12 protein-coding genes and 1 tRNA gene are annotated in these 12,199 nt (G+C 39.8%); 3 read left to right on the plus strand and 10 right to left on the minus strand.

Annotated elements, in window-relative coordinates:
* Nucleotides 1-135 precede the first annotated feature (135 nt).
* On the minus strand, nt 136-1,839 hold the full coding sequence (ilvD, locus tag PCY16_RS02320) for a dihydroxy-acid dehydratase (RefSeq protein ID WP_002884316.1): 1,704 nt from the start codon (nt 1,837-1,839) through the stop codon (nt 136-138).
* A 127-nt stretch (nt 1,840-1,966) separates the two neighbouring features.
* On the opposite strand from ilvD, the gene PCY16_RS02325 reads away from it, so the two are divergent.
* The gene (locus PCY16_RS02325; protein ID WP_301353500.1) at nt 1,967-3,148 is read left to right on the plus strand and encodes an NAD(P)/FAD-dependent oxidoreductase; all 1,182 of its coding nucleotides are present in this window, start codon (nt 1,967-1,969) and stop codon (nt 3,146-3,148) included.
* Between the two features lie 109 nt (nt 3,149-3,257).
* Here the strand turns inward: PCY16_RS02325 and PCY16_RS02330 are convergent.
* From PCY16_RS02330 to PCY16_RS02350, 5 genes are all read right to left on the minus strand, one after another.
* Nucleotides 3,258-3,344, minus strand: a tRNA-Ser gene (locus tag PCY16_RS02330).
* Nucleotides 3,345-3,402: 58 nt separating this feature from the next.
* Entirely contained in the window at nt 3,403-4,044 is a 642-nt protein-coding gene (gene trmB, locus PCY16_RS02335; RefSeq protein WP_060972583.1) for a tRNA (guanosine(46)-N7)-methyltransferase TrmB, read from the minus strand.
* 9 nt (nt 4,045-4,053) lie between these two features.
* Nucleotides 4,054-4,845 carry a cell cycle regulator CcrZ gene (gene ccrZ, locus PCY16_RS02340; protein WP_002884270.1) on the minus strand — a complete coding sequence of 264 codons (792 nt, stop codon included), beginning with the start codon at nt 4,843-4,845 and terminating at the stop codon, nt 4,054-4,056.
* Between the two features lie 57 nt (nt 4,846-4,902).
* Nucleotides 4,903-5,940, minus strand: coding sequence for an ABC transporter permease (locus PCY16_RS02345; protein WP_195413984.1), 1,038 nt, complete (start codon nt 5,938-5,940; stop codon nt 4,903-4,905).
* Nucleotides 5,937-6,668: an ABC transporter ATP-binding protein gene (locus PCY16_RS02350; RefSeq protein WP_195413985.1), complete on the minus strand. Its 732-nt coding sequence runs from the start codon at nt 6,666-6,668 to the stop codon at nt 5,937-5,939. The genes PCY16_RS02345 and PCY16_RS02350 overlap by 4 nt, the downstream gene beginning before the upstream one ends.
* A 64-nt stretch (nt 6,669-6,732) precedes the next feature.
* Between PCY16_RS02350 and PCY16_RS02355 the strand changes: the two genes are divergently transcribed.
* Both PCY16_RS02355 and PCY16_RS02360 read left to right on the plus strand, forming a co-directional pair.
* Nucleotides 6,733-7,152: an HIT family protein gene (locus tag PCY16_RS02355; RefSeq protein ID WP_004183267.1), complete on the plus strand. Its 420-nt coding sequence runs from the start codon at nt 6,733-6,735 to the stop codon at nt 7,150-7,152.
* The gene (locus tag PCY16_RS02360; protein ID WP_195413986.1) at nt 7,149-7,448 is read left to right on the plus strand and encodes a hypothetical protein; all 300 of its coding nucleotides are present in this window, start codon (nt 7,149-7,151) and stop codon (nt 7,446-7,448) included. The genes PCY16_RS02355 and PCY16_RS02360 overlap by 4 nt, the downstream gene beginning before the upstream one ends.
* Before the next feature lie 463 nt (nt 7,449-7,911).
* Here the strand turns inward: PCY16_RS02360 and PCY16_RS02365 are convergent, their stop codons facing one another.
* The 4 genes from PCY16_RS02365 to PCY16_RS02380 all read right to left on the minus strand — a co-directional run bounded on the left by PCY16_RS02365 (nt 7,912) and on the right by PCY16_RS02380 (nt 11,663).
* Nucleotides 7,912-8,277 (minus strand): hypothetical protein, encoded by a 366-nt coding sequence (locus tag PCY16_RS02365; protein WP_229056663.1) that lies wholly within the window; start codon nt 8,275-8,277, stop codon nt 7,912-7,914.
* Between the two features lie 93 nt (nt 8,278-8,370).
* Nucleotides 8,371-8,979, minus strand: a complete 609-nt coding sequence (locus PCY16_RS02370; RefSeq protein ID WP_002884297.1) for a DUF4230 domain-containing protein — start codon at nt 8,977-8,979, stop codon at nt 8,371-8,373.
* Nucleotides 8,980-8,996: 17 nt separating this feature from the next.
* Nucleotides 8,997-9,122, minus strand: coding sequence for a hypothetical protein (locus PCY16_RS02375; protein ID WP_002884447.1), 126 nt, complete (start codon nt 9,120-9,122; stop codon nt 8,997-8,999).
* Nucleotides 9,123-9,557: 435 nt separating this feature from the next.
* Complete coding sequence (locus tag PCY16_RS02380) at nt 9,558-11,663, minus strand: AAA family ATPase (protein ID WP_004183275.1); 2,106 nt, start codon at nt 11,661-11,663, stop codon at nt 9,558-9,560.
* Nucleotides 11,664-12,199 lie beyond the last annotated feature (536 nt).

A 12,199-nucleotide genomic window follows, 5' to 3' on the forward strand; every position in this document is an offset into this window, starting at 1 on the left:
TCCAACCGGTTTTTTTGAGGCTAACAGCAGATAGACGATCACTTTTTCATGATGCTACCATCAACTGACTCAGGATTTAACACCAAAAAATCACACCGAACAAATGTCCGGTGTGATTTCTTTTATATTAGTAAATTAGGCTTTACCTGATTTATCCATGTTCCAGAAGTCGGTAACGGCACCACGAGATGCTGATGAAACGATGTGAGCATACTTACCGAGGACACCACGGCTATAAAGTGGTGGCAACTCAGTCTCAGCTTTACGTTTCGCCAACTCTTCGTCTGAAACGTGCATAGTAATTTCTTTAGTATCTTGGTCAACTGTAACCATATCACCTGTACGGAGGTAGGCAATAGGTCCACCAACCTGAGCTTCAGGAGCAATGTGACCAACAACGAGTCCGTAAGTACCACCTGAGAAACGTCCATCTGTCAAGAGGGCAACCTTGTCCCCTTGACCTTTACCAACGATCATTGATGACAATGACAACATTTCTGGCATACCAGGACCACCCTTAGGACCTACAAAACGTACAACAACTACGTCGCCATCAACGATTTCATCAGAAAGAACTGCTTCGATGGCATCTTCTTCTGAGTCAAATACTTTAGCAGGACCAGTGATGTTACGAACTTTAACCCCTGATACTTTGGCAACCGCACCTTCTGGAGCCAAGTTACCTTTCAAGATAATCAATGGACCATCAGCACGTTTAGGATTTTCAAGCGGCATGATGACTTTTTGACCTGGTGTCAAATCATCGAAGGCCTCCAAGTTTTCTGCAACAGTCTTACCAGTACATGTGATACGATCACCGTGAAGGAAACCATTCTTAAGAAGGTATTTCATAACGGCTGGTACACCACCGACGTTGTAAAGGTCTTGGAAGACATATTGACCTGAAGGTTTCAAGTCAGCCAAGTGAGGCACACGCTCTTGGAAATCGTTGAAATCTTCAAGTGTCAAATCAACATTAGCTGCGTGAGCAATAGCAAGCAAGTGAAGTGTCGCATTTGTTGAACCACCAAGTGCCATTGTGACAGTGATGGCATCTTCAAAGGCTTCACGTGTCAAGATATCTGATGGTTTAAGACCTAGTTCAAGCATCTTAACAACCGCACGACCTGCTTCTTCGATATCTGCTTTTTTCTCAGCTGATTCGGCAGGGTGAGATGATGATCCTGGAAGACTCATCCCCATTACTTCGATTGCTGTCGCCATTGTATTGGCAGTATACATACCACCACAACCACCAGGGCCAGGGCAGGCATTACATTCAAGCTCTTTAACCTCTTCAGCGGTCATATCACCGTGGTTCCATTTACCGATACCTTCGAAAACAGAAACCAAGTCGATATCCTTACCGTTAAGATTACCTGGTGCAATGGTACCACCATAGGCAAAAATCGCTGGAATATCCATGTTAGCAATGGCAATCATAGAACCAGGCATGTTCTTATCACAACCACCGATTGCAACAAAGGCATCGACGTTGTGACCACCCATAGCTGCTTCGATTGAGTCGGCAATGATATCACGAGATGTCAATGAGAAACGCATCCCTGGTGTCCCCATGGCAATACCATCAGCAACGGTAATCGTACCAAATTGAACTGGCCAAGCACCTGCGTCTTTAACACCCTCTTTGGCAATTTGACCAAAACCGTGCAAGTGGATATTACATGGTGTGTTCTCAGCCCAAGTTGAGATAACCCCAACAATAGGCTTTTCAAAACTATCATCCGTCATCCCAGTCGCACGAAGCATGGCACGGTTAGGTGATTTAACCATGCTATCGTAGACAGATGAACGGTGTTTCATGTTATTTTCAGACACGATATTTTCCTCCATAGTTAATAACTATTCTAATTTAAACTTCTACTCCTATTCTAACATAAATTGTCTAAAAAAACTGACCATTTACCAACTATTCTCCCTTTTTAAATTATGCTAAAATAAAGGCATGAAACATTTTGATACTATCGTTATTGGTGGAGGGCCTGCTGGCATGATGGCAACCATTGCCTCAGCCTTCTATGGCCAACAAACCCTCCTAATTGAAAAAAACAAACGTCTCGGGAAGAAGCTGGCTGGTACTGGTGGTGGACGTTGTAATGTTACTAACAACGGGACTTTAGACGACCTTCTAGCAGGCATTCCTGGTAATGGACGTTTCCTCTATAGCGTCTTTTCACAATTTGATAACCACGATATCATTGCTTTTTTCGAGGACAATGGTGTCAAACTCAAGGTTGAGGATCACGGACGTGTCTTCCCTAAGACAGATAAATCACGGACCATCATCCAAGCTCTGGAAAATAAAATTCAAGAACTGGGTGCTAGCATCCTCACCAATACAGAAGTTGTCTCCGTCAAAAGGGTTGATGAGCAATTCCAAGTTAAATCTTCAGACCAGACTTTTACCAGTGATAAACTCATCGTCACAACTGGAGGAAAATCTTATCCATCGACTGGTTCAACTGGTTTTGGACATGATATTGCCCGTCATTTTAAGCTCCAAGTCACTAATCTTGAAGCTGCGGAAAGTCCACTCCTAACCGACTTCCCCCACAAGGCCTTACAAGGAATTTCTCTTGATGATGTCACTCTGTCCTATGGCAAGCACAAGATTACTCATGATCTCCTTTTCACTCATTTTGGCCTATCTGGCCCAGCTGCCCTACGTCTTTCCAGTTTTGTCAAGGGTGGTGAGATAGCTCATCTGGACTTTCTTCCCAACCAAAGCCAAGAAAATCTCAAGACTTACTTTGAGGAAAACCGTGAGAAATCTGTCAAAAACACCCTCAAAGCTCTTGTGCCTGAGCGTGTCGCTGAATTCCTAGCAGAAGACAAGGCTGATAGCAAGGTTAAACAACTGCATCCCAAAGACTTGGAAAACATTATCAGTCAGCTTAAGGGCATGGAAATTCCAATCACAGGTAAAATGTCACTTGCCAAATCCTTTGTGACTAAAGGTGGCGTTGACCTTAAGGAAATTAATCCCAAGACTCTAGAAAGTAAAAAAGTCCCTCACCTACACTTTGCAGGAGAGGTCCTTGACATCAATGCCCATACTGGTGGCTTTAACATTACTAGCGCCCTCTGTACCGGTTGGGTAGCAGGGATTCAGAGCCCTTGGGACTAAGGATTGAGTCCTCCTATCATAAAAAGCTGTTAAAACCATCTTCTTTTTAATTACTATACCTAAAAAGTGTCCCTTCTAAAACGGAAGGGACACTTTGTCTATTTCTCAAAGGAGAGGAGGGGATTCGAACCCCCGAGCCCCGTTAAGGACTACACGCTTTCCAAGCGTGCGCACTCGGCCTCTATGCGACCTCTCCACATCAATCGATTAGCCATCAATAGGCTAATCGTTATTTTTAATCAAGTTTTCAATAATTAATCTTTAAACTGAGCCTCTACTCGGTAGATGACCTGACCTTTTTCTGAGAACTTACGCTCGTACTCAGTCATGACGTTGCCCTCATAATCACTTGCATGAAGGTCCAACCAAACTTTGTTGATAACCATTCCATACTGTGAAAAGCTCGCCAAACTGTATTCGAAAAGTCCACGGTTGTCTGTCTTAAAGTGAATCTCTCCGTTTTTAGGCAAAATTTGCTTATAAGTATCTAGGAAAGTCTTGTAAGTTAGACGACGTTTCTCATGACGGCTCTTAGGCCATGGATCTGAGAAATTCAGATACATCATATCCACTTCGCCATCTTCAAAATAATTGGTCAAAGCTGAACCATCCACGCGCAAGAGCTTGACATTTTCAGCACCAGAAGCCAAGACCTTATCCAAGGCATAGCTCAAAACAGACAACTGAATATCAATACCAATGTAGTTGATGTCAGGGTTTTGTTGGGCCATACCAGTAATGAAGGCCCCTTTACCAGATCCTACCTCGATATGGATAGGATTATCATTACCAAAAAGCTCATGCCACTTACCTTTAGCAGCTTCCGGCTCAAGAATAACGTACTGAGGATGGTTAGCTAGGTGTTCCTCTGCACCTTTACGTTTTCTAACTCGCATGTCTACTTTCTAATATCTGTGCAAGGTCTCTCTGAATTTACGAAGTTCATAAATCTCTCGGTTGGCATGTTCCATATCACGACTATCAAAGAATTTTGAAATCTGTGTCAAATATGAAAATTGCCCATACCAGTAAATCTTGTCCATCACAAGGTCATTATTCTTATAACCATAGTATGACAACCACTGGGGCCAATGTGCCAATGGAATGTAATGGCTGAGGATCTGTGCCACATCATACATACGATCTGTTAGACGTACAGAATCCCAATCAACCAAATAAATCAATCCTGAGGTTGTGATGACAAAGTTACTATGACGAGCATCTCCGTGAACAATTGTTGCAATCTCCGCACGAAACTCAGGAAGATGGCGTTTCAAATCTCTAACAACGTCTTGAAGGAAGCCATTTTCACGCAATTGATAAGCGGCATTTTCTTCCCACTCGTGTAGAAGATCAAAAGGATTTTCAATATGATAATCCAACTGCAAGAGTTGATTAACCAAGTGTTTAGAGCGGTGCAAATTACCAAGAATTTGGATAATCTGTTTACTGTTCATGTCATGTTTGGTCAAAATACGACCATCAAGCCACTCCTGTGCACTCATCATGTCACCATTTCCCAGACGCTTAGCCCACAAGAGCTGTGGTGCAATCTGTTCCTTGGCAAGAGCTGCCAAGATTGGTGTTGTATTCATCTTCACAAAGACGCGATCTCCGTTTGGATAAGTTCCCATATAGGCCTTACCACTATTTCCTTTGAGAGGAGTCAGGCTCAAATCTTTATCTGTTGATGTCACCTAGGCATCTCCTTTTTCTTTAGTCATTTGTTTCTATTTTAACTTATTTAATAGGTGTTAGTCAATCATCTTCTTAAGCTTGGCCGGTAGGTAAGCAAGGCTCAAAACCAGCATAATTCCAACCAAAATCAGGCTAAACTTAAGATCGAAGAGGCAAATAGCCTGGACCAGAGTCAGCACAAGTACAATCTGAGTAATCAAGCGCTTAAGATTGCTCACCTGCATGTCTTTTCCAACTGGCATAAGGTTAGCCATTCTCTGATAAGCAAAGTGCGATTTAAGCGCCGTGAGCTGGAAGAGCAAAAGGTAGTCAAAAACAGCCACAAGAACCATAGCCAGCCATTTTTCAGGAACCAAAAAGATAACTAAAAGCGTTAGGGCAAAAAGGCGTAGGCTAAGGGCAAAGTAATCTCCAGAATGCAAGAAGGCTCTTAGGTAAAGATTATACCAGGTATTTTCCTTGTCTTTCTTTGTACGTTTGAGAACACCATCCAAATAGGCACGACGTTTAACACTCGACGTAATCCCTTTAACATTGGTAAAGAGTGAAAAGAACTTCAAGATCGATTGTTGACGCTTATTTTCTCCTGCAATAGCTTCAGTCCAATTCAGTCCAGACTGCTTATAAAAAGGTTGAGCCTTTTTCTGGAAAATAACATACTTAAGAATAGCCATAGCCACAGCTACAAGGATAACTCCCCAAACTGGAAGTCCCAAGGCTAAAAAGAGAGGAATAACCAAAATAAAAATCAGGGTTTGTACTATTACCCAAAATCTAAAAGCACGCCCTGTTGCCTTCTTAACATGGTCTAGCACCTCTTCTTCCTTAACCAAAAGGTAGTGCTTGTCCGCAGGTTCTAGATAAGTCGCAATATTCCCCCAGAAAGGTAATAGCAGACACAGCACAAGCAAGCCAAGAATGATTGCCCACGGATTTTTTGGAAAATGCTTCAGCAATTGGCTATACTGAACCAAGACAAAGCCTAGCAGAAAGAGAAGAACCAAGATAAAATGATCATTAAAAACGTAGCGACTATACTTAGCACAGCGGGCATTGAATCGCTTGCTACGCTCCTTAAATAGCTTAGCTATCATGACAATTCTCCCTTAGTTAACTGCATGTAGATATCGTTAAGACTAGCACTATCGTCGCCAAAAGTCTGACGGAGCTCCTCGAGAGTCCCCTGTGCTAAGACCTGTCCATGGTGCAAAATCACAAAGCGATCACACATTTTCTCAGCTGAATCCAAAACGTGGGTAGACATGAGAATCGCCTTGCCCTTAGCTTTTTCCTCAGCTAAAAGCTCAATTAGGTCGGAGATTGCCAAGGGATCCAAACCCAAGAAGGGTTCATCAACAATGAAAAGACTGGGGTTAACAATAAAGGCACAGATAATCATGACCTTCTGCTTCATTCCCTTTGAAAACTGAGTCGGGAACCAATCTAACTTTTCATCTAAGCGAAAGAGTTTGAGGTACTTGTCCGCACGTGCCATCCCCTCAGTCACATCAAGACCATAGGCCATCAACACCGTTTCCAAATGTTCACGAAGCGTCAACTCTTCATAAAGGCTTGGCGTTTCAGGAATATAGCCAATCTTCTGACGATAGCTAGCTGGATCTTGTCGAATAGTTAACCCATCAATGGCAATCTGTCCCCCATAAGGTGTTAAGAGACCAATAATCTCGTTAATTGTTGTTGATTTCCCAGCACCATTAAGACCAATGAGACCAACCAATTCACCATCAGCCACCTCAAAAGTCACATCTTTTAGGACGGGAATATTAGCGTAACCACCCGTCACCTTTTCTAATTTAAGCATTATCTTTTCTCTCTTTGGTATGATATAATCTATTATAACAAAAACTCATGGAAAGGTCGTTATTATGGATAATTGTATTTTCTGTAAAATTATATCTGGAGAAATCCCTTCATCAAAAGTCTACGAGGACGACAAGGTTCTAGCCTTCCTCGATATCTCACAAGCTACAAAAGGACATACCCTGGTTATTCCTAAAGAGCACGTTCGTAACATCTTAGAAATGTCTGCTGAAACCGCAGAGACTGTCTTTAGCCGTGTTCCAAAAATTGCCCGTGCCGTCCAAAAAGCAACAAAAGCTATCGGCATGAATATCCTTAATAACAACGAAGAGGTTGCTGGACAAACCGTCTTCCACGCTCATATCCATCTCGTTCCTCGTTACGGTGCAGACGATGGTATCCACATGGGATTTGACGAACACGAACCAGACTTCGCTGCCCTGGCCGACCTTGCTGACAGCATCGCTAAAGAGGTAACAGAATGAAAATCGGACGCTTTCTAGCTCTTGGAACTCTTGCCTACGGTGCCTACTACGCCTATAAACGACGTGAAGACATCAAAGAGGAAATCCTAGACCTCAAACAATCACGAGAAAATATCTCTCACAATCTGGACAATATCAAACGCAACCTTGACATCATCAAGGAACAAAACCTTGTTCTCGCTGACATCAAACAAGACCTTAACTATAAAACACGCGTCTTCAAAAAAGACCTCGAACCCCGACTCAACTTCATCCAAGAACGCTTGAAAAAATATCAAAGTGACGATAAAGAATAAAGGTAAGTAGTTTGTGCTACTTACCTTTTTTATCAATGATGAAAACTTATAAAAAGTTTATGGATAGTGTAATAGTCACTCAATGTTCCTTTTTTTCACAACAGAAAGTACCATTCAATAATAAAAGGCACCACTAATCAGATTAAAGAGAACACTACTAAACCCATTTTCATATAATTACTATTTCTTTTTAAAGCATTATAATAGAACGTGTTGCTGATTTCGTTAAGCCTTGATTTTTAGGATGTGTCCTTAAATAGGAATGGACTTTGGTACCAGTATCTGAACATGTGCAACCATTTGTATTAACAATCTTATTACTTAACAGTTTATCCAATAAATCCATTCTGCATCTCCTCACAATTAGTAATTAAAATTTATACTAAATGAATTCATTGTATCATAGTTACCATTCTGTATATTAGCAGTCCACCCAATATTTTCACCGCTCTTCATTTTATGCTTATAGTAGTTTGCTTTTTTTTGCTTTTTCGTCTGATTCCTCAACTTTCTGTCCTGGATTAACGGCAACAAATTCTGATATAGATACTGACTGCTTTCCTTTCGGATCAATTCTAGATTGTGACGAACTAAATGGCTTTGCTTCAATACTATTGTTAATTACAAAAGTTGATTCAATATTAATTTCTTTATCCGTTAAGTTATCAATAATAATATTTCCACCAGTTCTTATTATTTTAATATTTTTATCACTATATAGTTCTTCCGTTTTTGCCACTGTTTTTTTCGAACCCATAATACTTTGTCCTACTTTTGACGTATTACTGCCATTAGTAGAATTTTCATTCGAAGAATCTCTAATAGCCAAAAAAATTATTAACAATGTAAATATAAATCCAAAAACTGCAAATACATAAACGCTAACATTAAAAATTTACTTTAACATATCTTTTCCTTACCTTTATTTTTGAGTTTCAATTGTCACTTTTGCCTCGTGGTCCAAAGATTTAATCATTGTAGAGTAGTACTTCTCGGCTGACTCCTTTAATAATTTTTTATTGTCCTTTATAAAACCTTGTTGTTCCTTATTTGAAAAACCTTCTGCAACAGCCTCACCAGTATCTATGTCTTTAGTCGAATAACTAAGAATCCCTCCACTAGTATCGTAGAGTGTATAAGGTTTGTCTTTATCTAATTCAACACCAATAACTTCAAATTTGGGTAATGTAACTTGATAATTATGATTACCATTATCTTTAATGGTTACATCATTCTTAATACCGAATTTTGCCGTATAATTTAGAATAATGAGTGCTTTCTTTTCTGAACCAGGTATTACAAAGTTACTACCAAATAACTTTGTATTATTTTCTATTGACTTAACTTTTTGAATAGATGCATTGAGTAAAACTAACTCACTGACCTTTTCCAAAGATTTTACATTTACTATGATTTCTGTCTTTGGTTTTTGATTACCAGATGACTCACTCCCTTTATATACGCTAAGAAAAATGAATCCTACGACAATCACTAATAAAATCGCTAAAATACCATATATTATCTTTTTCATACTTTTTTCCTATTAACTCATTTCTTCAAAAACAACTGGATTAACAATCCTGCAATCACAATACCAGCTGCAATTAGGGGGTTCAACATTGCTATTCCTACAAGAAGTAGAATAGCCAAAATCCATAAAACTACTTTTAACATTATTTCTCCTTATCAAATAACAAAAGATTGTAATATTAAACCCAAGAAATCACTAACTAAAATTTAATTTTACACAAAAATTATATAGCGATATGAATGCGTTGTCAACGCTTTCTTGAAAATAGAATATATTTTTAACTATTTATCATATTATCATAATTTAAACAATTTTATCTCATTTTATATTTAAGAATAAATATAAAAGTCACAGCTATACACAAAACAAGACTTTCCGCTGTGCTAAAAGTAAGAGAAGTCCTATTGCTTCTCTCACTCGGAAGATTTGAGACCCAGACTCAAATCTTAGGAATGGAATTCCGTTAGGAAGTCGCTTCCGTCCCTAGCACCCAAGGAAAGTCTTAAATAAAAAAGAAAAAAACAGAGATGTCTACTAACATCTCTGCTTCATAATAGGATTAGGAGGTTTTATGCTTTTTATTTAGCATCTTTTTCTTTGATAACCAAGACACCATCTTCCATATCAGCTTCTAGGTGTTTAGCATCAAGGTTATCCAAGTGGAAGTCTGTGACTTTGTCACGGATTTGTTGTTCCACCACACGACGGAGTGGACGAACACCCATGACTTCATCGTAGCCTTCTTCAGTCATGTATTCTTTAGCAGCTTCGCTAACTGCCAAGTCAATATCTTTCTTAGAAAGCGTCTTGTTAACTTCAACCAACATAAGGTCTACAATCTTAGAAAGATCTTCTTTGCTCAAGTGTGAGAATTCGATGACAGCATTGAAGCGGTTAAGGAATTCTGGACGGAAGTAAGGTTTCAAACGATCCATAAGTTCTGGTTTATCAGCATCTTCTGTCAAGTTAGCTTCGTAACCAAAGCCTGCGTTTGAAGTTGCAATAATCACAGTATTCTTGAAGTTTACAGTGTTACCTTGACCATCTGTCAAACGACCATCGTCCAAAACTTGGAGGAGAAGGGTGATGACTTGAGGGTCAGCCTTTTCAATTTCGTCGAGAAGAACGATTGAGTATGGGTTACGGCGAACACGTTCTGTCAAAGTATTGCTATTGTCATCATAACCAACATAACCAGCTGTTGTACCAATCAATTTAGAAACGGCTGTGCGGTCGCTGTATTCTGACATGTCCAAACGGATAATAGCATCTTTAGTTCCGAACATATCAAGAGCCAATTGTTTAGCCAACTCAGTTTTACCAACACCAGTAGGTCCTACAAAGAGGAAGCTACCAATTGGACGGTTACCTTCGTCAAATCCTGCACGGTTACGACGGATGGCACGTGCCACTGCTTCAACGGCCTTATCTTGACCGATAACTTTAGTTTGCAAACGGTGGCCCATATCTTTCAAACGTTCGATATCAGTTGCTCCCATTTGCGATACTGGGATACCAGTCATACGTTCTACAGATTCAGCCACATCGTTAACAGTTGCAGTGACTTTAAGGTCTGCTGTATGGTTAGCAATTTTCTTTTCAAGTTCTTCAATACGAACCTTAGCGTTTAGAGCTGCTTCGTAGTCTTCTTTGGCAGCTGCAGCTTCTTGTTTAGCTTTTTCTTCTTCAATTTCATGTTCAACAGCATTCACATCAGTCACTGGGTGTTGAGCAGCCAAGTGAGCAGCTGTTACATCGACAAGGTCGATAGCCTTATCTGGCAAGCTACGTTGTGGAATGTATTGTACAGAGAAATCTACCGCTGCCTTCAAAACATCATCTGGCAAGATAACATTGTGGTGTTTTTCATAAAGATCACGGATACCTTGGAGAATCTTGAAAGTATCTTCAGCAGAAGGAGCATTGACCTTAACTTCGTTGAAACGACGAGCTAGGGCAGCGTTCTTCAAGATAGTGTTACGGTATTCATCTTGAGTTGTTGCACCAATCACTGTCAATTCACCACGTGAAAGAGCTGGTTTCAAGATATCAGCAAGACCTTTAGATCCTTGACCATCACCAGTGCTTCCGGCACCAAGAATTTGGTGGATTTCATCGAAGAAGAGGATAATATTTCCAGCTTCTTTGACTTCGTTTACCAAGTTTTGAATGTTTTCTTCAAAGCTACCACGGTATTGAGTACCAGCTTCAAGTCCAGAAATATCAATTGAGATGATTTCTTTGTTCTTGATAGCAGCTGGGACATCACCATTGACGATGGCTTGAGCCAAACCTTCAACTACGGCTGTTTTACCAACCCCAGCGTCCCCGACAAGGACTGGGTTATTCTTGGTACGACGAGCTAAGATTTCGCAAGCTTCTTGGATTTCTTTGTTACGTCCGATAACTGGATCCAATTTACCTTCGCGAGCTTCTTCAGTCAAGTTACGACCAAGTTTAGCAAGAATACCATCTTGTTTAGGTCCTTTACCTTGTTGTTGAGTTGGGTTCACTGCTTCACCTTCATTGCCAGGCAATTGACCTGTTTGACGATAAATAGCAAATTCTTCAGGTGTCACTTCACGACCGTTAATCATGTAGCGACGGTTTTCTGAACGGTAACCACCCATGTTACCCATCAATTGATTGAAAAGATCGTCCATATTGTTAAAGTTGTTGTTCATATAATTACCTCATACTGTGTTTTCTTGTGAAATTTTTTAAGTGTTATTTTTATGTTAATGTGTTTTTTGACTTTTACTGACCAAAACCCTAAAAATTTTTAGTAGCTTCAACTACTCTTCTAATAATTTCAGGTTTTGCTCTTGGTAGGAGACTGAGAACTTTCACAGTCTTAAATAAATTGTCATTTAGCATAAGAGCCACCTTCTTTCTGTGAATCTCTCAAAATAGCTAACTTCCAAGCTTCTTTCAGAAAGAAACTTATACATTAAGGAATCCTTTTTCCTTATAGCTTTATCATATACCTTTCATCTGCTTGGGTCAAGAATTTAGTTTTGACTTTTACTGACCTTTTTAATGAAAATTTAAGCAGACAAGCTGCAATCTTTTCATATCGATATATGGACTGTTTTGACAGCCTTCATAAGGATTTCATTTCCTTATGTTTATATTGTACAACATTGGTCAGTATTAGTCAATATCTTTTTTGACTTTTTTTGACCTTTATTGTAAATATTTTTGCAGGCAAGCTATGATT

It is taken from the genome of Streptococcus sp. SS4, assembly GCF_030440125.1.
Classification (GTDB): Bacteria; Bacillota; Bacilli; order Lactobacillales; family Streptococcaceae; genus Streptococcus.

Excerpts from the sequence above, each read along its gene's own strand:
- PCY16_RS02325 (WP_301353500.1), top strand. The coding sequence starts at position 1,967 with ATGAAACATTTTGATACTATCGTTATTGGTGGAGGGCCTGCTGGCATG.
- trmB (WP_060972583.1), bottom strand. The coding sequence starts at position 4,044 with ATGCGAGTTAGAAAACGTAAAGGTGCAGAGGAACACCTAGCTAACCAT.
- PCY16_RS02345 (WP_195413984.1), bottom strand. The coding sequence starts at position 5,940 with ATGATAGCTAAGCTATTTAAGGAGCGTAGCAAGCGATTCAATGCCCGC.
- PCY16_RS02350 (WP_195413985.1), bottom strand. The coding sequence starts at position 6,668 with ATGCTTAAATTAGAAAAGGTGACGGGTGGTTACGCTAATATTCCCGTC.
- PCY16_RS02355 (WP_004183267.1), top strand. The coding sequence starts at position 6,733 with ATGGATAATTGTATTTTCTGTAAAATTATATCTGGAGAAATCCCTTCA.
- PCY16_RS02360 (WP_195413986.1), top strand. The coding sequence starts at position 7,149 with ATGAAAATCGGACGCTTTCTAGCTCTTGGAACTCTTGCCTACGGTGCC.
- PCY16_RS02370 (WP_002884297.1), bottom strand. The coding sequence starts at position 8,979 with ATGAAAAAGATAATATATGGTATTTTAGCGATTTTATTAGTGATTGTC.
- PCY16_RS02375 (WP_002884447.1), bottom strand. The coding sequence starts at position 9,122 with ATGTTAAAAGTAGTTTTATGGATTTTGGCTATTCTACTTCTTGTAGGA.
- PCY16_RS02380 (WP_004183275.1), bottom strand. The coding sequence starts at position 11,663 with ATGAACAACAACTTTAACAATATGGACGATCTTTTCAATCAATTGATG.